15 protein-coding genes and 2 pseudogenes are annotated in these 21,017 nt (G+C 71.4%); 9 read left to right on the top strand and 8 right to left on the bottom strand.

The window, feature by feature from the left end; translation table 11 throughout:
- Window positions 1-99: 99 nt before the first annotated feature.
- On the top strand, window positions 100-1,278 hold the full coding sequence (locus ACIA8F_RS22185) for a DUF2786 domain-containing protein (protein WP_399381084.1): 1,179 nt from the start codon (window positions 100-102) through the stop codon (window positions 1,276-1,278).
- A gap of 18 nt (window positions 1,279-1,296) precedes the next feature.
- Here ACIA8F_RS22185 and tatA read toward each other — a convergent pair whose 3' ends face one another.
- Window positions 1,297-1,500: a Sec-independent protein translocase subunit TatA gene (gene tatA / locus ACIA8F_RS22180; protein WP_399381082.1), complete on the bottom strand. Its 204-nt coding sequence runs from the start codon at window positions 1,498-1,500 to the stop codon at window positions 1,297-1,299.
- Between the two features lie 584 nt (window positions 1,501-2,084).
- Between tatA and ACIA8F_RS22175 the strand changes: the two genes are divergently transcribed.
- A complete protein-coding gene (locus ACIA8F_RS22175) occupies window positions 2,085-4,166 on the top strand; it encodes an FUSC family protein (protein ID WP_399381080.1) in 2,082 nt (693 codons plus the stop codon).
- A gap of 104 nt (window positions 4,167-4,270) precedes the next feature.
- Window positions 4,271-4,507, top strand: a complete 237-nt coding sequence (locus ACIA8F_RS22170; protein ID WP_112450436.1) for a DUF397 domain-containing protein — start codon at window positions 4,271-4,273, stop codon at window positions 4,505-4,507.
- 129 nt (window positions 4,508-4,636) lie between these two features.
- Here the strand turns inward: ACIA8F_RS22170 and ACIA8F_RS22165 are convergent, their stop codons facing one another.
- The gene (locus ACIA8F_RS22165) at window positions 4,637-5,125 is read right to left on the bottom strand and encodes an ATP-binding protein (protein WP_399381077.1); all 489 of its coding nucleotides are present in this window, start codon (window positions 5,123-5,125) and stop codon (window positions 4,637-4,639) included.
- A gap of 342 nt (window positions 5,126-5,467) precedes the next feature.
- Between ACIA8F_RS22165 and ACIA8F_RS22160 the strand changes: the two genes are divergently transcribed.
- The 6 genes and pseudogenes from ACIA8F_RS22160 to ACIA8F_RS22135 form a co-directional block, all read left to right on the top strand.
- Window positions 5,468-6,328, top strand: a complete 861-nt coding sequence (locus ACIA8F_RS22160) for a helix-turn-helix domain-containing protein (RefSeq protein WP_399381075.1) — start codon at window positions 5,468-5,470, stop codon at window positions 6,326-6,328.
- A gap of 115 nt (window positions 6,329-6,443) precedes the next feature.
- A complete protein-coding gene (locus ACIA8F_RS22155) occupies window positions 6,444-7,901 on the top strand; it encodes an aldehyde dehydrogenase family protein (protein ID WP_399381073.1) in 1,458 nt (485 codons plus the stop codon).
- A gap of 221 nt (window positions 7,902-8,122) precedes the next feature.
- Window positions 8,123-10,189: pseudogene (gene mrdA, locus ACIA8F_RS22150) on the top strand (penicillin-binding protein 2); the annotation flags it as partial.
- Window positions 10,190-10,339: 150 nt separating this feature from the next.
- On the top strand, window positions 10,340-10,834 hold the full coding sequence (locus ACIA8F_RS22145) for a DinB family protein (RefSeq protein WP_399381274.1): 495 nt from the start codon (window positions 10,340-10,342) through the stop codon (window positions 10,832-10,834).
- A 95-nt stretch (window positions 10,835-10,929) separates the two neighbouring features.
- Window positions 10,930-11,544, top strand: coding sequence for a PadR family transcriptional regulator (locus ACIA8F_RS22140; RefSeq protein ID WP_399381072.1), 615 nt, complete (start codon window positions 10,930-10,932; stop codon window positions 11,542-11,544).
- Between the two features lie 484 nt (window positions 11,545-12,028).
- Window positions 12,029-12,857, top strand: a pseudogene (locus tag ACIA8F_RS22135) (IS3 family transposase); the annotation flags it as partial.
- Here the strand turns inward: ACIA8F_RS22135 and ACIA8F_RS22130 are convergent.
- The 6 genes from ACIA8F_RS22130 to ACIA8F_RS22105 all read right to left on the bottom strand — a co-directional run bounded on the left by ACIA8F_RS22130 (window position 12,827) and on the right by ACIA8F_RS22105 (window position 20,974).
- Complete coding sequence (locus ACIA8F_RS22130) at window positions 12,827-13,039, bottom strand: hypothetical protein (RefSeq protein WP_399381071.1); 213 nt, start codon at window positions 13,037-13,039, stop codon at window positions 12,827-12,829. The pseudogene ACIA8F_RS22135 and the gene ACIA8F_RS22130 overlap by 31 nt on opposite strands.
- A 608-nt stretch (window positions 13,040-13,647) precedes the next feature.
- Window positions 13,648-13,776, bottom strand: coding sequence for a hypothetical protein (locus ACIA8F_RS22125; protein WP_399381069.1), 129 nt, complete (start codon window positions 13,774-13,776; stop codon window positions 13,648-13,650).
- A gap of 1,077 nt (window positions 13,777-14,853) precedes the next feature.
- Window positions 14,854-17,073: an FAD/NAD(P)-binding protein gene (locus ACIA8F_RS22120; RefSeq protein WP_399381068.1), complete on the bottom strand. Its 2,220-nt coding sequence runs from the start codon at window positions 17,071-17,073 to the stop codon at window positions 14,854-14,856.
- Window positions 17,074-17,118: 45 nt separating this feature from the next.
- A complete protein-coding gene (locus tag ACIA8F_RS22115) occupies window positions 17,119-18,234 on the bottom strand; it encodes a pyridoxal-phosphate-dependent aminotransferase family protein (protein WP_399381067.1) in 1,116 nt (371 codons plus the stop codon).
- Window positions 18,231-19,364: a phosphonopyruvate decarboxylase gene (gene aepY / locus ACIA8F_RS22110; RefSeq protein WP_399381066.1), complete on the bottom strand. Its 1,134-nt coding sequence runs from the start codon at window positions 19,362-19,364 to the stop codon at window positions 18,231-18,233. Before aepY ends, ACIA8F_RS22115 begins: the two co-directional genes overlap by 4 nt.
- A 14-nt stretch (window positions 19,365-19,378) precedes the next feature.
- Window positions 19,379-20,974, bottom strand: a complete 1,596-nt coding sequence (locus ACIA8F_RS22105) for an isocitrate lyase/phosphoenolpyruvate mutase family protein (RefSeq protein ID WP_399381065.1) — start codon at window positions 20,972-20,974, stop codon at window positions 19,379-19,381.
- Between the last annotated feature and the right edge of the window lie 43 nt (window positions 20,975-21,017).

The raw sequence follows: 21,017 nt of genomic DNA, 5'->3' as shown, positions 1-21,017 counted from the left end.
GGATGTGCCGGCGGCCGGTGCTGGATTTGCAGGGCGCCGAGTGGTCGAGGCGCGGACGGCTCGGAGGGAGGCGGGAGGGGGGCGTGCCAAGCTGGTGGGGTGAGAGACATTGTCGACCGGGCCTGCGAGGCCGCGCTGTACAACCAGGACGATGCCGGGCTGGATGCCGGGGCGTCGGTGCTCGTCGCCGAGGGGGACCGGTGGGACGGGGTCGGGCAGGCGCTGCTCGCGCGCGGTGAGGAGTACGTGCGTCAGGCCTGGGAGCGCGGGTGGCGGCCCGCCGACGTGCTGCGGCTCGTACGCCGGGACCTGGAGCAGGCGCACCTGCGGATCGCCGGCGACCTGATCGCCGCCGAGGCCCGGCGCTACGCGCGGCTGCCCGAGCGGTGGACCGACGCCGAGGTGTGGTGGGGGGACGACACCGCGTACGGGGAGCGGCTGGTCCAGCGGGAGCGCACCGACCGGTTCAGCCTCGCCGGGACCGTGCTCCAGGTGTTCCGGCTGCTGATCCGGCTGCCGTCCATCGAGCCGGTCGGGCCGCTGCCCGGGGATCCGGCCGACGTGCTCGAACACGCGCACATCGAGCCGCGCATGCTCGGGCGGATCCGCGCCCTGCTCGCGAAGGCCGAGGCGACCACCTTCCCGGAGGAGGCGGAGGCGCTCAGCGCCAAGGCGCAGGAGCTGATGGCCCGCCACACCGTGGACTCGGCGCTGCTCGCGGTGAAGTCCGGCACCGCGCAGATACCCGGGGCCTGCCGGATCGGCGTCGAGGCCCCGTACGAGGAGGCCAAGGCGGTGCTGCTCGACGCGGTGGCGAGCGCGAACCGGTGCCGCTCCGTGTGGAACAGCGCGTACGAGTTCTCCACCGTCGTCGGCTTCGAGAGCGACCTGGAGGCGGTGGAGCTGCTGTACACCTCCCTGCTCGTCCAGGGCACCGCCGCCATGACCCGTGCGGAGGCCGGGCAGCGGGCGGGCGGGCGCAAGCGCACCAAGACCTTCCGGCAGTCCTTCCTCCTGGCCTACGCGAGCCGGCTCGGCCAGCGCCTCGCCGAGACGGCGGAGCACACCGTGGCCGACACCGTGGCCGAGGCCCCCGACAACCTGCCGGCGCTGGTCGCCCGGGACGTGGCGGTCACCTCGCGCGCCGAGGAGATGTTCCCCCGGACCACGACGACCCGGCTGCGCGGGGCGACCGACCTCGCGGGGTGGGAGGACGGGACGGCGGCGGCCGATCGGGCGCACATGGCGGATGCGGGCCGGCGGTCCCTGCGGCAGTAGGCCCCGCCGGGCCCCGGATCAGTGCTCGGCCGGGGCCGGTGCCGGTGTCTGGGCCTGGGGTGCCGGGGTTTCCTCGCGCAGCGCGCGGGCCTCCGACTTCAGGATGCGGGCGGACCTGCCCAGGCCGCGGGCCATCTCGGGCAGCTTCTTCGATCCGAACAGCATCAGGCAGACGAGTACGACGATGGCGAGGTGCCAGGGTTCCAGGCCGTTCCTGAGCATGGTGTGTCCGCCTTCCGGTGGGGGCCGGCAGCCTGCCGGGGCGGCGCCGGAAATCGGGCCGTCGGGCCGATGATCGGTGGTGGTGGGGCAGCGGCGCCATAGATCACGCCAAGCCTGAAGAACACCTGAAGCCCGGGCGGGCGGCGGGCCGCCCTGCGGGGCCGTCCCCTACCCGCCCTTCGCCCGTTCCCCGGGGCTCCGCCCCAGACCCCGCTCCTCAAACGCCGGAGGGGCTGGATTGTGCCGCTGCGCGGCAAACCAGCCTGCCCCGCGCACAGCCAGCCGACGCCGGCCAAACTCAGCCTCTCCGGCGTTTGAGGAGCGGGGGTCCGGGGGCCGGCCCCCGGGAACGGCGCCGCACCGGGAAACGGGTCCGGGCGCAGCCCGGGGAACGGTGGAAGGGCGGGTAGGGGACTCCGCCCCCCCGGGCCGGCCCCGACCGCGCAGGGCGGTGGGTGCCCGGGCTCCCGGGTTCCGGACCCGCCCCGGGTAGGGGACTCCGCCCCCGGGGCCGGCCCCGACGCGCAGGACGGTGCGCGCCTGGGCTCCCGGGTTCCGGGGGTGGCGGGGCTACGCTCGGAGGCATGAGCTGGGTCCGGGCGCTGAAGGACACCGCGCGGTCCGGTCTGCGGGTCGAGCGGACCCGGCTGCAACCCCTCATCGCGCTGCGCGCCGCCGTCGGGCTGGCCATCGTCATCGGGGCGGGCCTGGCCTTCCTGGGGCCCGGTTCGGCGGCGAGTTCCGCCTTCGGCGCCTACATGGCGGCCATCGCCACCTTCCAGAAGAGCTGGCGGCCCCGGCCCGTGCTCGCGCTCGCCGCCGGGCTGACCCTGGCCGTGTCCACCTTCATCGGCTACCTCGTCGGGTCCTCGCACACCCTGGCGTTCTTGCTGCTGCTCGCCGTCTGGAGCTTCGCGGCGGGCCTGATGTGGGCGGCCGGGCCCACCGCGGGCATGATCGCCTCCGGCAACGTCGCGATCATGCTGGTCACCGTCACCCTGCCGACCTCCGTGCCCCAGGCCGCCGGGCACGCCGCGATGATCGCCGCCGGCGGGGTGGTGCAGGCCCTGCTGATCGTCCTGTTCCCCATCCGCCGCTGGGGCGCGCAGCGCGACGCCCTGGCCGACGCCCTCGCCGCCGAGGCCGACTACGCGCGCCGCCTGCGCCAGGACCCGGTCGCCTCCTTCGACCCGCAGCCGCTGATGAGGGCACGCGACGCCGCGACCGTGACGGCCCGCCAGTCCCGCCGCCGCCCCTCCGAGCTGCACGGTGCGCGCGGGCTCGCGGAGCGGATCCGCCCGGTGCTGGCGCTGCTGGCGGACCCGGCGGTCGGGGCCCCGGCCGAGGGCCCGGCGCGGGACCGGGCCCGGGAACTGCTCGCCGCGGCCGGGTCGGTGCTGGACGCCGCCGCGTCCGCGATCCGGCACGGGGAGGCGGTGCGGGTGCCCGCGCCGGCCCTCGCGCTGCTCAAGGCTCCGGACACCGCCGATCTGTTCCAGGGGGCCGCGCTGCGCGCCGCGCGCAAGCTCACCGCCCTGCTGGACGACGTACTCGACACCGCCGAGCCGGGTTCGGGGCGCACCGCCGATCCGGGGGAGTCGATGCTGCGGCCCACCCTGCCGGCGCTCGCGCCGATGGTGCTGGCGGCCGTACGGGCGGAGCTGCGTCCCGGGTCGCCGATCCTGCGGCACGCCGTGCGGGTCACCGCCGTGGCCTGCGCGGGCTACGGCATCGGGCACGTGCTGCCCTTCGGGCACGCCTACTGGGCCCCGATGGCCTCCGTGATGGTCATGCGGCCCGATTTCACGCAGACCTACACGCGGGCCGTCGCCCGTTTCGGCGGCACCCTGGTCGGGGTGGCCCTCGCGACGGCCGTCGTCCAGCTCGCGCACCCGGGGATGTACGTGTCCGGGCTGCTCGCGGTCATCAGCGCGGGCCTGATGTACACCTTCATGCGCACCGGGTACGCCGTCTCGATGGTCTTCGTCTCCGCCTACGTCGTCTTCCTGCTGGGCATGGGCGGCCTGCGCTGGGACCAGACCGTGCCGGACCGCGTCATGCTCACCCTGATCGGCGGGGTCCTCGCGATGATCTCCTACGCCGTCTACCCGGCCTGGGAGACCCCGCGGCTGCGGACCCGGCTGGCCGACTGGGTGGCGGCCTCCGGGCGGTACGCGGCGGCGGTGCTCGGGCAGTACGCGGACCCGGCCGGGGCGGACCGCGAGGAGGTGCGGAGCACCCTGCTGGCGGCGCGCGACGCCCGGGTCGCCTGGCAGGAGGCGGTGGACCGGGCCTCCGGGGAGCCGGTGCGCCACCGCGGGATCTCCCGGGCGGCCGCCGAGGACGCGGGCCGGGCCCTGGCCGCGATGGGCCGCCACGCGATGCTGCTGGAGGCGCACTTCCCGGACCGGTCCCGGCCCCCGGTGCCGGGCGCGGCCGAGCTGGCCAGGGCGCTGCGCGAGGCGACGGAGGCGGGCGCCAAGGCGGTACGGGAGCGCCGGGTGCCCGAGTGGGAGGGGGTTCGCACGGCGCTGGCCGACGGGGACACCCCGGACCCGGGCGTGCTGCGCGGGGCGGCGCGGCAGCTGCTGGCTTCCCTGGAGGAGGTCTCCGAGGCCCTGCGGGTCCCGCCGCGGCCCGGGTCCGGGGACGGTCGTCACCCTTAGTGGCAGCGTGCCCTCCGTTCGTGCACGTGCATCTGCCCATGCAGGCGTTCATGAACACAGCTATGATCCGGTGCAGTTGACATCTGCACTATCGGGGGCTTCCTGTGGACCACGCGTACAACGGGATGGCAGCTGCAGAGCTTGACGGGGTGACCTGGCAGAAGAGCAGACACAGCAACTCACAAGGTTCCTGTGTGGAGTTCGCGAAACTGCCCGGAGGCGACGTTGCCATGCGCAACTCGCGGTTTCCGGACGGACCGGCACTCGTGTACACGCCGGCCGAGATAGAAGCGCTGCTGCTGGGTGTCAAGGACGGCGAGTTCGACCACCTGATCAGCTGAAGAACAGCTCAAGATCAGCCATGCACGTGCAGCGGCCGGGATTGATCGCCATGATCAATCCCGGCCGCTTGTCGTATATGCGGTGATCGTGCGGAGGTCGTGAGGTGATCCCGCGGTGCTCGTGCGGGGTCAGTCCTGGAGCGTGAACAGCGCCCAGACCACCTTGCCGGTCAGCCGCCCCGCGAGCGGATGCCAGCCCCAGTTGTCGCTGTAGGAGTCGACGAGGAACAGCCCGCGCCCCGACTCCAGGTCGCTGTTGCGCTCCGTCGCGTCCGGGGCGAAGCATCCGCCGGGCCGGTCCTCGCTGGGGTCCCGCACCGCACACACCAGCCGGGTGCTCCACCGCATCAGGTGCAGCCGCACCGGCGGCTCGCTCTCGCCCGGGGCCGGGCGGGAATCGTCCGGGAGGGCATGGCGCAGCGCGTTGGTGACGAGTTCGGAGACGACCAGTGCCACGTCGTCGAACCGGTCGTCGAGGCCCCACTGGGAAAGGGTGGAACGCGTGAAGGTGCGTGCACCGCGCACCGCTTCGAAGCGGGCCGGCAGGGCGCAGGACGCGGACCCGGAGACAGCCGTGGGGTCGACCGGGGGAAGCCCCTGCCGTAACGGCTCGAGCATGGTCGATCCATTCGTCCCCATGCGAGGCACTCCCGGGATTCGAAAGAACTGCGGGGCACGCAGGTGCGCGGGACCATGCTTCCGAATGCCGGAGCCGGATGCAAGGGCAGATGCACGTGCACGCGCCGGACCTGTCCGGTCCCGTGACGGTTCTTGCTCATTTCTTCCTACGCATCCTTACGGACTTCTTTTACGGTGAGGCCAAATCCGTTACAGAACGAGTACGGGCAGATGCGTTTTGGTGGCAGACTGCGGGCCTTGAGGGGCACGGGGGCCCCTGCGACGCAGCCGTACACGCGCATCCGAACGTATCCATCCACCGCATGGGGAGGGGCAGGACTCGTGACCGCAGAAGCCAGTGGTTCTGTGGTGCGCCGCATCCTCCTGGGCTCCCAGCTCAGGCGACTCCGAGAATCCCGCGGCATCACCCGTGAGGCGGCCGGTTACTCGATCCGCGCATCCGAATCGAAGATCAGCCGCTTGGAGTTGGGAAGGGTGAGCTTCAAGGCCAGAGACGTCGAGGACCTCCTCACGCTCTACGGAGTCACCGACGGCGCCGAGCGGGAGTCCCTCCTGGGGCTGGTCCGCGAGGCCAACGTGGCCGGCTGGTGGCACAGCTACGGCGACGTCCTGCCGGGCTGGTTCCAGACGTACGTGGGCCTGGAAGGCGCCGCCTCCCTCATCCGCATCTACGAAGTGCAGTTCGTACACGGCCTGTTGCAGACCGAGGCCTACGCCCAGGCCGTGGTCAGCCGCGGCATGCCCGGCGCCGGCCGCGCGGAGATCGACCGCCGGGTCGCGCTGCGCCTGGAGCGCCAGAAGGTGCTGGTCTCCGAGAGCGCCCCCGTCTTCCACGCGGTCCTGGACGAGGCCGCCCTGCGCCGCCCGTACGGCGACCGGGACGTGATGCGCGGTCAGCTGGAGCACCTCATCGAGATCTCCCAGCGGCCCAACGTGCACCTCCAGGTCATGCCCTTCTCCTTCGGGGGCCACTCGGGCGAGAGCGGAGCCTTCACCCTGCTGCGCTTCCCCGAGTCCGACCTCCAGGACGTGGTCTATCTGGAACAGCTCACCAGCGCCCTCTACCTCGACAAAGACGAGGAAGTGGGGCAGTACGAGCGGGCGATGCTGCGCCTCCAGAGCGACTGCCCCGACCCCGACCAGACCCGGGATCTCTTGCGCGGTCTGCTCCAACTGTCTTGATTCACACGTACTATGACGCCTGATCAGGCTGTGATGGCCAGAGCATGACGATGACCCACATGACCCCTGGGTCTCCGGTGCAGCGCAAGGACGCGCGTTCGACGTAAGGGATGGCATGTCCATATTCGAGGACCTGGCTCACCAGTACATCGACGGCGAATGGCTGGCCGGGACCGGGTCGTGGGACATCATCGACGTCAACCCGTACAACGGGGAGAAGCTCGCGGCCATCACCGTGGCCACCGTCGAGCAGGTCGACCGGGCCTACCGGGCCGCCGAGCGGGCCCAGAAGGAATGGGCCGCCACCAGCCCCTACACCAGACGAGCCGTCCTGGAACGCGCCCTGCGGATCACCGAGGAGCGCGAGAAGGAGATCGTCGAGGCGATGATCGACGAGCTCGGCGGGACCCGTCCCAAGGCCGAGTACGAGGTCCACCTCGCGAAGGAGTTCATCCGCGAGGCCATGCAGCTGGCCGTCCGTCCCGAGGGCCGCATCCTGCCCTCGCCGGTCGAGGGCAAGGAGAACCGGGTCCAGCGGCTGCCCGTCGGGGTCGTCGCCGTGATCAGCCCGTTCAACTTCCCCTTCCTGGTCACCCTGAAGTCGGTCGCCCCGGCCCTGGCGCTGGGCAACGCCGTGGTCATCAAGCCCAACCAGAACGCGCCCGTCGTCGGCGGCGGGGTCATCGCCAAGATCTTCGAGGAGGCGGGCCTCCCGGCCGGGCTGCTCAACGTCCTGGTCACCGACATCGCCGAGATAGGCGACGCGCTCCTGACCCACCCCGTCCCCAAGGTCATCTCCTTCGCCGGCTCCGACCGGGTCGGACGGCACGTCGGCGCGGTCGCCGCCCGCCACTTCAAGCGGACCGTCCTGGAGCTCAGCGGCAACAGCGCGCTCGTCGTCCTCGACGACGCCGACCTCGACTACGCGGTGGACGCGGCCGTCTTCAGCCGCTTCGTCTACCAGGGCCAGGTCTGCATGGCCGCCAACCGGATCCTGGTCGACGCCTCGGTCGCCGAGGAGTTCACCGAGAAGTTCACCGCCCGCGTGCGCGCCCTGAAGACCGGCGACCCGCACGAGGCCGACACCCACATCGGCCCGCTGATCAACTCCTTCCAGGCCGACGCCCTCACCGCGCTCGTCGACCGCGCCGTCGACTCCGGCGCGCAGGCGCTCGTACGCGGCTCTACGCGCGGCAACCTGGTCGAGCCCACCGTGCTCGCCGGGCTCCCCGAGGACTCCCCGCTGCTCGGCCAGGAGATCTTCGGCCCCGTCGCCCTCCTCGTCGTCTTCGACGGAGAGGACGAGGCCGTCCGCCTCACCAACGCGACCCCGTACGGACTCAGCGGCGCCGTCCACACGCGGGACGTGGAGCGCGGGGTCCGCTTCGCCCGCCGCATCGAGACCGGCATGATCCACGTCAACGACTCCACCATCGGCGACGAGCCGCTCGCGGCGTTCGGCGGGGAGAAGGCCTCCGGCATGGGCCGCCTCAACGGCGACGCCACCGTGGAGGCCTTCACCACCCAGAAATGGATCTCGGTCCAGCACGGCCGGACGCAGTTCCCGTTCTAGTTCCGCGGGGCCTGAGGGGGTGTCTTGCCGATCAGGCCGGGCTCGCGGCGTCTGCCACGCACGCTCGCCGCGTTGTCGTCACTCGCCGACGCTCCGCGTCGACTCCCTCCTCCGCCTTGCGAGCGCACGCGTCAGACGCCGCTCCCTGATCCGGCCTGATCGGCAAGACACCCCCTAGACTCGGGCGGGTCAGGCGAGGACCAGTCCGGGGGAGAGCCGAGTTGAGCAACATACCGGAGACCGGGCGCACGCCCCGGGTCCAGAACCGGCTCGTCATGATCCAGATCGTGGTGTTCTCGCTGCTGCTGACGCTCGGCGGCCGTCTGTGGTACCTCCAGATCCGCAACGGCCAGGAGTACACGGACGAGGCGAAGAACAACAACACCCAGCAGGTGGTCCAGCCCGCCGTGCGCGGCTCGATCCTCGACTCCCGCGGGGTCCCGCTCGCCGACAACGAGACCCGCATGGTGGTCTCCGCCAGCCGCACCGACCTCTCCAAGATGAAGGACCGCGGCAAGGGCGTCCTGACCCACCTCGCCGGGGTCCTCGGCCTGAACCCCGACGACGTGGTCAACGGCGTCCGGCTGTGCGACGCCAAGACCCCCAAGCCCTGCTGGAACGGTTCCCCGTACCAGCCGATCCCCATCACCGACGAGGCGACGACCGACCAGGTCCTGGAGATACGCGAGCACGCGGAGCAGTTCCCCGGGATCACCGCCGAGCCCACCGCCCTGCGCCGCTACGCCGGACCCGACGGCGCCAACACCTCCCAGGTGCTCGGCTACCTGTCCCCGGTGACCGACGAGGAGATCACCAAGGCGAAGAACTCCGACTCCCCGTACCTGCGCTCCGACCAGGTCGGCCGCAGCGGTCTGGAGCGCACCTACGACAAGGAGCTCCGCGGCAAGGCGGGCATCACCCGCTACGAGGTGGACAACCTCGGCCGGATCATCGGCGAGGGAGTCAGCGACAAGCCGCAGGCCGGCGCGAACATCGTGACTTCGATCGACTCGCGCGTGCAGGCGGTGGCCGAGCGCGAACTGAACAACGCGATGGTCGAGGCCCGCAAGGGGCTCGACAAGAACACGGGCCGCAAGTACGAGGCCGACTCGGGCGCCGTCGTGGTCATGGAGGCCAAGACCGGCCGGGTCGTCGCGATGGCCTCCAACCCGACCTACGACCCCAACGCCTGGGTCGGCGGCATCTCCGCGAAGGACTACGCCTCCCTCACCGCCAAGGGATCGAACTACCCGCTGCTCAACCGCGCCATCCAGGGCCAGGCCGCCCCCGGCTCCATCTTCAAGGTGGTCTCCTCGACGGCCGCGGTCAACGCCGGCTACCCCTTCAACAAGCTCTACGGCTGCCCCAGCTCGTACTCGGTCGGCAGCCAGGTCTTCACCAACTTCGAGTCCCAGGGCTACGGCGACATCACCATCGGCAAGGCCCTGGAAGTCTCCTGCGACACCGTCTACTACGGCATCGCCGACAAGGAGTGGAAGAAGGACGGCGGCATCAAGCCCAAGGCGCAGCCCGGCGACTGGTTCTTCAAGACCGCGCACGAGTTCGGCCTCGGCAAGCGCACCGGCATCGACCTGCCCAGCGAGGTCCCGGGCCGGGTTCCCGACCGCCAGTGGAAGAAGGACTTCTTCGAGGCGAACAAGGCCGCCTGGTGCCGCGACGGCAAGAAGGACGGCTCGTACGCCGAGAAGATCGCCTACGAGAACTGCCGCCAGGGCAACCAGCTCCGCGAGGGCGACGCGATCAACTACTCCATCGGCCAGGGCGACACCCTCGTCACCCCGATCCAGATGGCCTCCGTCTACGCCGCCATCGCCAACGGCGGCACCCTGCACCAGCCCAGCATCGGCAAGGCCGTGGTCAGCGCCGACGGCGCCTCGGTCAAGGAGATCGCCCCGAAGGAGCAGGGCAAGCTCCCGATGAACGCCAAGCTCCGCAACGACATCGACGGGGCCCTCGCGGACGTGGCCACCACCGGCAGCGCGGCCTGGCGGTTCGGCGGCTGGCCGCAGAAGCAGATCCCGATGCACGCGAAGACCGGTACGGCCGAGGTCCAGGGCAAGCAGACCACCTCGTGGTTCGCCTCCTACACCGAGGACTACGCGATCGTGATGACGATCTCCCAGGGCGGCACCGGCTCCGGAGCCTCGGGACCGGCCGTCCGCAAGATCTACGAGGCGATGTACGGCCTCGACGAGAAGGGCGCCCAGGACCTGAAGAAGGCCTTGCTGCCCAAGCCGCAGACCGGGCTCCCGCCGGTCCGGCAGGAAAACCAGTGATCCCCGGTCATCCTCCGGCGAGCCCGGTGATTGCGGACCGAATCTGACCGCAAGGGTTCGTACCGTGGTTCTTGTCAGCAGGAAAGACCCGCGGGGCACCGCGGGACACACGGAACAGAAGGCGGTCAGGTCATGGCTCAGATGTCCACGGAGGTCCCCGGTGACGAGCGCCGCACGCTCCTCGCCTTCATCGAGTCCCAGCGCACGGCGCTGCGCGAGGCGGCGCAGGGCCTGACCGAGGAGCAGGCGGCGAGCCGGCCCAGCGCCAGCGAGCTCTCGGTGTCCGGACTGCTCAAGCACGCCGCCATCTGCGAGCTCGGATGGCTGCGGATGGCGCAGGGCGAGACCGAGCGCCCGGAGGGCGACTGGGCCGACGGCTTCCGGCTGGTCGGTGACGAGACCATCACCTCGGTGCTGGCCCTCTGGGACGAGGTCAGGCAGGAGACGGAGGCCTTCATCCTGGCCGTCCCCAGCCTCGACGACAGCTTCCCGCTGCCCCCGGCCCCGTGGTTCCCGCAGGACACCAAGGTCTCGATGCGGTGGATGCTGCTGCACCTGGTGGAGGAGTTCGCCCGGCACGCGGGCCACGCTGACATCGTCCGCGAGACCATCGACGGCACCCGGGCCATGGGCTAGGGGTTGTCTTGTCGATCAGGCCCCGCGAGCCCGGCCTGATCGACAAGACATCCCCTAGGCACAGGACAGTGGGGCCGGGTCAGTAGCCTGGCCCCATGTCAGCGATCCGCCTCCTCGTCCTCGGCGCCGTCCGCCGGCACGGGCGGGCCCACGGCTACCAGGTCCGGGCCGATCTGGAGTTCTGGGGCGCCCACGAGTGGTCGAACACCAAACCCGGATCGATCTACCACGCGCTCAAGCAGATGGCGAAGCAGGGCGTGCTGCTGGCCCACGAGGTGGCCCCGTCCGCGGCGGGCGGCCCGCCGCGGACCGAGTACGAGCTGACGCAGGCGGGCCGCGCGGAGTACTTCAAGCTGCTCCGCGAGGCGCTGTCCTCCGCCGACCAGAGGGCCGACGTGCTCGCCTCGGCCCTCGGCTTCATGGTCGACCTGCCCCGCGCCGAGGCCCTGGCCCTGCTCCGCGAGCGGCTGGGCCGGCTGGCCGCCTGGCGCTCCACCGTCACGGACCACTACCTCCCCGCGGAGGGCCCCGAACCGCTGGGCGCCGAGCCGCTGGGCCACATCGGCGAGATCATGCACCGCTGGATCCACTCGGCGGACGCCGAGGCGGACTGGACCCGGGGCCTGGTCGCCCGCATCGAGGGCGGCGCGTACTCCTTCGCCGACGACCCGGGCGACGCCTTCGCCGGGGTCCTCGCCCCGTCCCCGTGAGGTCCGCCGCCCGAGTCCTGCGGCCGGCCGGGCTTGCACCTCACGCGGCGTGAGGGACCAGGCTGGGCGCGTACCCGAGAAGAGGAGCGGAAAGCGATGGGCTACTCCGTGGGCCAGGTCGCCGGTTTCGCCGGAGTGACGGTGGGGATCTGTCTAAAACCCAGAAACCGCTGGTCAAAGACGTGGGCTTCGAAGCCGCAAAACGCGTTCTCCTGATTTCAAAACGCCTCAGAACCCGCATCCCTGCGCAGGCACCGCGCACCTGAAGTCAGCGGCACGGAGCCTCCTAGCGCACCAGTTGCGCTTGGATTAGGGCAGCCGCGCAGGCGCCGCATGAGCAGAGCTGCCCTCGACGTTTTCAAGCACGATCCTGTGCTGCGCCGAGGCAATCGATGACAGACCAGGTAGGGCTGGAGCGGTCCTCCGGCCGCACCTCGACAGATGCCGGGCTGCGGACTGCACCTCCTCTCTTGCGGCACCGGCCGCAGTGCGGATGGTGCGCTGCCCTGACGCCCTGGTCGAGGACTCAGTCCGCCGCCTGGCCTTCACCACCAACACGGCCGGTGAGCGTGTGCTGGCTCCTGAGGGTTTGTATGGCCGGCGCAAAATGCTGGCTCTCATCCGCCGCGCTCTCCTGCCCGAGCCGGCTTCGGCGCCGTCGACCGCGCCATGCGCTCACTCGACCTCAATGGCGTAGTCCGCGGGCGAAGACCCAGAACCACGATCCCCTACCGCGCCGACGCGCGGGCGCCGGACCTGCTGGACCGCGACTTCACGGCCCCGGCGCCGGATCACCGACTTCACCTACGTTCGCACGTATCAGTCGTTCACCTACGTCACGTCATCGTCGACTGCTTCTCCCAGAAGATCGTGAGCTGGAACGCCTCGGTCAAGCGAGACGTGGAGCTGGTCGACGTGCCACTGCCGGATGGCGTTGTGGCGCCGAACCCACGAGGGCAACCCCGTGGGACGCAGCCAGCTCATCCACCACTCCGATGCCGGGTCGCCCAATATACGAGCGTGCGCTTCACCGAGCACCTGAGCATCGAGGGCATCCGCCCCTCGATCGGCAGCGTCGGGGACGCGTATGACAACGCGCTGATGGAGACGATCAACACCTCTACAAGGCCGAATGCATACGCACCAAGGTCTTGCACGACGGCCCCTGGCGATCGGCCTCGGACGTCGAGTACGCCACCGCCTCCTGGGTCGAGTGGCACAACAACCGTCGGCTGCACGGAAGTCTGGGCATGATCAGTCCAACGGAGTTCGAGGCGGCCCACTACGCTGACACAGAACCAGGAGCCGACTGATCACCGGCCAGCAAACCACCGGCAGGAAAGTCGGAACGGTTCAGTTCCGCGCCTGCCTCTCGGTCGCCGTCGTCGATGAGCTGCTCGACGAATTCGGCGGGTGGCACCAAGGCGCCGCTGAGGAACCGGGAGAGCGTGGAGCGGTCCCAGGAGACTCGGACCGCATAGCGGTTGAGGGTCACGCCTGGCCGCATGACCACACCCTGTCGGCCGCGACAGCTTGCGAAGCAGGACTCACGGCGTCACCCGGATGACGGCACATTACTTGCTGTTTCAATAGCAGGTGTGCAGGCTTGTAGCATGCCCGCTCCACACATCCCGTGGCCCCGCTTCGACCGCCTCGTCTACCTGCTGTTACTCGACGATCAGCGGCGACTCTTGCTGTGCGGCGGCTGCTGCGGCCCCTGGACAGTGCCCCACGTTCGCGTCGACGCCGGAGCCGGCTTCAAGGACGCCGCAGCCCAGTTCCTGCTTGAGCAGCTGAACGAGAGGAACCCCCGATTCGGGTCGGTCTACGGCATGCGTGAATCAACGCATGAAGAGAGCTGGGAGTTCGATCGCGCAACGACTTCGCGAGCGCTCATTTTCCACGTAAGCAACGAACAAGGAGATCGCTTCGAAATAAATTCTCCGTCGCATACCAGGTGGGGAGTTGGCGATCTGAGACGACGCCGGCGGGAAGTCTCACCCGAGGGGCTGGTCCTTCTCGTCACCGGGTACGTGGAGGGTTGGATCCCCGATGGCCCCATTTCGCTTCCCTGAACAGTGCAGGCGATCTCGGTGGGCTCGCTCAGCGCTCCAAGGTCACGAGCCACCAGCCGAGCCAGCGCTCAGCGGTCCCAGGGATCACCTGCTGGAAGCCCGCGCGGTCGAGCAGTTTCTGGCTGGGGCCGTTGTGGCGGTCCACTCGTGCGAACACCGCGACCGACTCGTGGTCGGGCTCCCGCTCGAGGATGTCGTAGAGGGCATTGGCATGCGCGGCCGTTTGCCCGGGCGAGAGGCGATCCGCTCCTCGCGCCTGGATCCGCCCGCGGCCACGTGACCAGCCGCACCGAGGTGAAGTTGTGCTGGACCTCCACTGAAGGAGGGCGGCCTGGAGTCGCAGGAGTTGCGTACCCAGGCCGCCCTCGTGCTTAAGGCCCATCCGGTCTGATGGTGGAGGACTGTTCCGTGGCGGAGTCCTCCGGGACGACACCGGGCCCCGATGGCCGGCCGCCCGGTAGTCCGCCTCGTCGGGGTGGAGCCTTACGCGTGTCTGACGCCACGCCACGTCGAAGGACGGGTCCCCATTGGGGGCCCGCACTGCGCGCCGGGCGTGCCAGCTCGTCCTGGGCGAGAGCAGTCAGCGCCAGATCGTCGTGCTCACGAGCGCCCCCGTCCGCAGTCAGGCGAGATCAACCCGCTCGTCATGGGCCGCCTGCCGCAACCGGTTCGAGGCTCTCTGCCAGGGCCTCCACCAGATCTGCCTGGGCGGGGCGGTCCATAGCGCGCATGGCACCGGCCAGGATGGTGTGGATCATCCTTTTCTGGGACGGCTCGAGCCGCGTGCCCTACGGCCGCCCGGATGGAAGCCGTCACCCAGGCGGGCTTCCATCTCGTACGGGGGGGCGCTGTGCACGGTCGCGGTGGCGTACGCGCTGATCTGCTCGGTGTCGGCCAGGTCAACCGAGATGCACCGCCGTCGTCCGCGTCGGCCGCCCGTTCGTTGACCCCGTCGCTCAGCCAGCAGGTGCGATCCTTGTAGGTGAGGGCCTGAAGGCTTCCGCCGAGGAAACGAGGAGGCGGCAGTAGCCGAGTTCCGCGTGTGCGGCAGCTGCACCCCGCGGCCCAATATGCCGCCGCGCCGTTCCGGCCGGGCCAGACGTTCACCGACAAGAAGGCGGGCATCAGCGTCTCGATGGTGGGTGAGCTGATCCACGGCAGCTGCCGGTTCAGATCATCCGGCCGTAGCGAGATCCGCGACGAAGGCCCGGCTCCCGTGCCGGGCCTCGGCCGGTCAGCCCTGCTCGACCCTCGGCCAGAAGAGATCCAGCCAGACCAGTGTGTCCCGCATGACGTAGTGGTCGGCGTTCGGGCGCAGCGCCGAAAGCAGGAAGGAGCGAGCACCCTCGGAGGGCACGCCCAGGACGGTGATCCGCGGGTCCGCCGTGCCGTCCGGGCCGACGGGGTGGAACTCCGGGGTCAGGTCGAGCCCGCCGGGCTGGAAGACCTCGCCGTCCGCCGACTCGTTGCTCCACAGGCGTACCAGGCCCCGGTCCAGCAGGTTGCGGTAGAGGGGCAGAGCGTCGAGTCGCGGGTCGAAGCCGTGCATCCGGGCCTCGACCAGGACGTCGACGGGGCGGGACAGACCCGTGTGCGGGCCCTCGACCACAGCCTTGCCGGTGGGCTCGTCGAGCGTGACCCGGGCGTCCGGTCCGGCGCCGACGTCCAGCAGTCCGCAGTCGATCAGGGCGGCCATCTTCGCCATGATCTCGGGGGCGGCGCCGTTCGCCAGCCGGTTGTGGTGACGCACGTAGCGGCGGAGGAAGTCCCGCTGGGACGCGGCGGTCAGTCCCGCGTGATCCACGGCGTACGAGATGACGTGGCGCAGGTCGCGCCAGACGCCGTCCGAGGCGGCCTTGTGGGGGTTGGCGAGGTTGCCTTGCCGGGCCCAGAGCTGGTCCCGGGCCATGAACGCACGGACCGACGCCCGGAACTCCCCGGGTGAGCCGGCGGGCGGCACCGGGGAGACTGCCCGGTGCCAGTCGAAGCGGTTGCCGTGGAGGTACGTCTCCAGCCCCGACACCGAGTCGAGGGCGGCGGTCACCTCACCGGGCGGCACCGCCCGCGCGATGCGCAGGGCGACCCCGGCCTCGGCCGAAGGCCCGTACACCGTTCGGGTCCAGTGCAGCAGGACGTCCCGGACCCGCCAGGAGACGGTGGCCTGCGCCAAGGACAGCGCAGACTTGGCGCGCAGTACGGGCTCCAGCACGTCGACGATCTCGTCCACCGCCCGCTCCAGCGGTGCGAGGAGGTGGCCGGCGCCGTCGGCGGGCATACCCGTCAGGAAGGCCAGGTAGCCCGGCAGCGCGCGCTGGGTGAGCAACAGCGCCGCGGCGGGGCCGAAGAGGGTCACGTAGTGCAAGTGAGCCATCTCCAGGACGACCAGCGGCAGGAGGTCCCGCTCGAAGTCGAGCTGCGGCCGGCCCGAGCCACCGGCGGCCGGGGGCCGGCCGACGTGTGCCCGCAGCTGGTCGACCGCCTCGGGCGTCAGGAAGGTGCCGGGGTGGTCGCCGGAACCGTTGCTGGGCTTGTGGTTGTCGGGCCGGGCGAAGGTGAACAGGCCGGAGCCGCTGAAGGCGACGATGGCCGCCGGTTCCCGGCCGCTCGGCCTGTAGACCAGGCCGGCACCGCCCTCGTCAGACTCGTGGAAGGAGCCACCGCGCCCCTCGGTCAGGTGCAGGATCGTGTCGATGGCAGTGAGCCCCATGCCGGCGCATCCGACCACCGCGGCCGGACCGCAGCCACGCGCGTCGAGCCGCTCCTCCAGCGGGTACGGGTGCTGCACGTGGCGGGTCCCGCCGCCCGCGGCGAGGCCGTCCGAGCGACGGCCCGCCGCGGAGCGCTGCGGGTCGTGGTACGAGTGGCCTGTGAGCAGGAGCACCTCGTCCGCGGTGCGGCGCTCGCTGTCGGCGGTGACGACCTCAAGCCGGTGGTCCGGGGTGGGGGCGAGGTCGACGACCTCCGCGTGGTGAAGGTGGAGTTCGGCGCCCGGATGGCGGCGCAGGTCCGCGGCGAAGGCCTGGAACATGTCGCGCAGGGCCAGCCCGTGCACGTAGCGCTTGGGCCAGTCCTCCGGGCCCAGGTCCAGGTCCGGGTCGCCGGTCTCCTCGTAGCGGCGCCGGCACCACTCGTGCAGGGTGGGCCGCTCGGCCGGGGGGCGCAGCGGGCCGGCGCCGGTCACGGTCTCGTCGGCGGCGAAGCCGACCTGGGCGCCGATGCGGTTGAGGTAGCTCGTACGCGCCTGGTCGGGGCTGTGCGCCTGGCCGGCGCCGAACATGCCGGTGCGCTCGTAGAGGTGGACCTCCAGGCGGCGCCCCTCCCCGAGCCGGTCCATCGTCGCCGAGAGCCTCTCCAGGGCGTACGTGGCCCTGGGCCCGCCCCCCACCACGGCGAGGCGGTAGGACTCGGCCGTCGCCGCGGGTCGGCCGGATGCGTCAGCTCGGGGGGTGGTCACGGGCACCTCGTTCGATGGTCGGGTTCTGCCGGGTGCGGGCGCGGGTCAGCCGCGGTCCGACAGGGTGCGGGAGAGCGTGTCGAGGAAGCGGTCGATGTCCTGCTCCGTCATCCGGCCCATGGTCGAAAGCCGGAAGAAGTCCGCCGCCAGCTGTTCCTGGGCGCTGTAGATGACGAACCCCTCCGCCCGCAGGCCGCGGTGCAGTTCGGGGTAGCCGGTGCCGGCCGGGAGGCGGACGGCTGTGAGTGAGGCGGCCCGCTGCCCGGGCGGGAGCAGGATCTCCAGGCCGAGCGTCTCCAGGCCGTCGCGCAGCCTCCGGGCCAGGCCCGAGTAGCGTGCGTGGCGGGCATCCCGGCCTTCGGCCAGGGCGAGGTCGAGGGCAGCGTCGAAGGCGTAGAACGCCGGGATGCCGGGGGTGAACGCCGGGGCCTGGGCCTTCTCCTGGGCCGTGTGGTGGCGGTGCAGGTCGAGGTAGTAGCTGCGGCGCGGGGCGCCGACCAGCCCTTCGAAGGCGGCCTTGGCGGCGCTGACGAACCCGAGGCCGGGGGCTCCCTCCAGGCACTTGTTGGCCGAGCCCGCCAGCCAGTCGATGCCGTCCTCGGCGAGTCCAATGCGTTCCGCGCCGATGCTGCTGACGGCGTCCACGATGACCTCGCGGCCGTGCGCGTGCGCGATCCGGGTCACTGCCGACACGTCGTTGAGCATGCCACTGCTGGTCTCGTGGTGGACCACTCCGACATGGGTGAGGCCCGGGTCGGCGGCCAGGGCCCGGTCCACGGCGTCGAGGTCCACGGGCGTGGCCCAGCCCAGTTCGAGCCGGTGGGCGCGGATGCCGTGGGCGTCCGCGATGTGCCACAGCCGCTCCCCGTAGTGCCCGTTGTCGATGGCGAGCAGGGCGCCGTCCCAGGGCACGGCCGAGCTGACGGCCGCCTCGACGGCGGCGGTGCCGGAGCCGGTGAGGACGACGGAGGTGTGCCGCTCGTCGCCGCCGCAGACGAGGGTGGTCTTGTGCCGTACGCGGGTGAGCAGGCCGGAGAACTCCGGCTCGCGGTGGCACATGTCGGGTCCGGAGAGCGCCGCGCGAACCCGGTCGTCGGTGATGACGGGGCCGGGGTTCATGAGGACGAGCCGCTCCGGGCGGGCGGGCATGCTGCCGTTCATCGGGCGATCGCTTCCTTGAATCGGGCCGCCGAGGCGGGAGGGGCCAGGGCCGGACGGCCGAGGTCCGGGTCGGAGCCCGGGGCTATGCGTACGCGGATCAGCTGGGGTCCCCCGTCCTGCTGGGCGCGCGCCACCGCGGCGCGCAGGGCATCGGCGTCAGACACGTCGTGTGTGGCCCGGTAGCCGCAGGCCGCGGCGATGCCCGCGAAGTCCACGCCGGCGGAGGCGGTGGGCTGGCCACCGGTGGACTCGTAGGACTCGTTGTCCAGCAGGACGTGGCACAGGTCCGTGTCCTGACGGCGGCCGATGGCCGCCATCGCCTCCAGCCGCATGAGCGCGGCGCCGTCGCCGTCGAGGACGGCGACCTGGCGGTCCGGGGCGTACATGGCCACGCCGAGAGCCACGCTGGAGGCGCAGCCCATGGAGCCGACGACGTACAGGTTCTCGGGGCGGTCCCGGTCCCGTTCCAGCTCCCGCGCGGTCTTGCCGGTGGTGGCGACGAGCAGGGTGCTCGGGTCCATGGCGGAGACGATGTGCCCGATCGCCTCGGCCCGCTTCATCAGCCGCGGGGCGGCCGGGTCGGCGGCCCGGCCGGACGTCTCGTACGGGGCGATAGCACCCTTGGGCACGATGAAGGCGAACGGCAGCCCGGTCGCGTCCATGTGCGCGGTTGCCGCGTCCAGCCGCTGCGCGAGCAGGGCGGGGTCGTCCGGGAGCACCTCGTTGCGGATGTCCATGGCGGTCAGCATGTGGGGGGTGACCCGGCCCATCAGATCGTGCTGCGGCTCGTCGGGGTGGCCGGGACGGCCGCGCCAGGTGACGAACAACAGGACGGGCAGGCGCAGGGTGTGACAGAGGGAGGTCAGCGGATTGACGGTGTTGCCCAGCCCCGAATTCTGCAGGATGACCACGGGACGGCGCCCGGCCAGGTGGGCACCAGCGGCCAGGGCGACGGCTTCGCCCTCGTTGGCCGCGATGACGTACTCCTGCGGGTGTTCGGCCTCCAGGCAGGAGATGACCGGGCCGAGGAAGGAGCAGGGCACGCCGGTGAACGGCCCGTGCCCATGGGCTCGGAGCAGCTCGACGAGGGTACGTGCCTCCAGGACGCCCGTGCGGCTCTGGGCGGTCACCGCACTCACCGTGCTCACTGGCCGCCCTCCGGGGTGGCGAGCAGCTCGGTGGCGCGGCTGATGTCCTCGGGGGTCCGCAGTTCCAGCCAGCCGGAACCGATCTCGACCGCGTGGACGCGGTGGCCCGCGACGAGCAGGTCAGTGAGCAGGTCGGCCAGGGTCGCCTCGGCGTCGTTGGCGCGGCGCTTCTCGGCGACCTCGCGCAGCGCGGTGAAGCCCGCAGCGGAGAAGGCCGCGGCGCCGGCGAACTCGACGTCCGCCTCGGCTCCGGCGGCCGCGAGGACCTCGCTGCCCAATGCCCCGCCGATCCGGCGGCCGTCCCGGGCGACGGAGTCGAGGGCCAGCGGCAGGGCATCTGAGCGGCGCTCGGCACCGAGTCCGGCGGACACGTCGACAAGGACGGCGATGTCGCTGCCCGCGGCCGCGAGCCGGCGCAGCGGCTCGCCCTCGACGAAGGCATCGCCGGAGAGCAGCACGGTTCGGCTCAAGTAGGCGTCGTCCAGCGCGAGCACGGCTCCGGCGGCGTCCGCCTGCGCGGGCAGCAGCGTCACGTCCTGCGGGGCGCGCGTACGGTCGCCGCGCACGGCGACCGTCACGGATTCGATGTCCGCCCGGCGCAGCGCGGTGCTCTGCTCCTCCAGCAGGTCCGCGCAGGGTGCGGTGGGGAGGCCGGGGACGACGACCGCGCGGGCCCGGCTCGCGTACGGGGTGATGTACTCGGCCTCGTGCCGCTTCTGGAGGGGCATTCCCTGGAGGTCGAAGACGGTGGCCAGGGGGGCGATCCGGTCCTCGATGCCGGTCGTGCGGTCGTCGCGCAGGATCGACGCAAAGGTCTCGGTGACGGCGGCGATGCCCGCGCGCAGGCCATGGTTGGCGTAGATCACCATCTTGGCTCCGGCCTCGGCCAGTTCGGTGGCCGTGATGGTGTGGTAGGTGGTGGGGACCACGACGACGGGCGTCGGCAGGGTCCAGCGCTCCAGGAAGCGCAGCACCGGCTCCGGGGAGCTGCCCTTGGCGTGGATCAGCACGGCGTCCGCGCCGGCCGCCGCGTAGGCCTCGCCGCGCCGCAGCGCCTCGTCCATGCCCCAGCCCGCGATGAGGGCTTCGATCCGGGCGATGACCATGAGGTCCGGGGTGGTCTGGGCGGCCTTGGCGGCCCGCAGCTTTCCGCAGAACTCGGCGATCGGGGCCAGTTCCTGACGGCCCGGGATGAAGCTGTTGACCTTCGGGAAACGCTTGTCCTCGATGGAGACGCCGGCGATGCCGGCCGCCTCGTACCGGCGGATCATGTTCATGACGTTGTGGGCGTTGCCGTAGCCGGCGTCGCAGTCCGCCACGACGGGGACGCCGACTGCGGCCACCAACGAGGATGCCGTGGCGAGCAGTTCGCTCATGGTCAGGATGTCGGTGTCGGGCACGCCCTGGGAGGCCGAGACCTCCAGGCCACTGGACCAGACGCCGTCGAAGCCGGCGCGCTCGGCGAGGCGGGCACCGAGCGGGTTGTGCGCGCCGATGATGCGTACGGTGCCCGGGCGGGCGAACAGGTCCCGGAGCTGCCGGGCCCCGGACGCCCCGTGGTCCCCGCGTACCTCTGTCGTCCCAGTAGTCATGCCGATTCTCCTGTCGTCCGCATTCGTGCGTGAGGGGCGCAGC

The sequence above is a fragment of the Streptomyces sp. NPDC051563 genome (assembly GCF_044454225.1).
Classification (GTDB): Bacteria; Actinomycetota; Actinomycetes; order Streptomycetales; family Streptomycetaceae; genus Streptomyces.
This window is presented reverse-complemented; position numbering and strand designations above follow the sequence as displayed.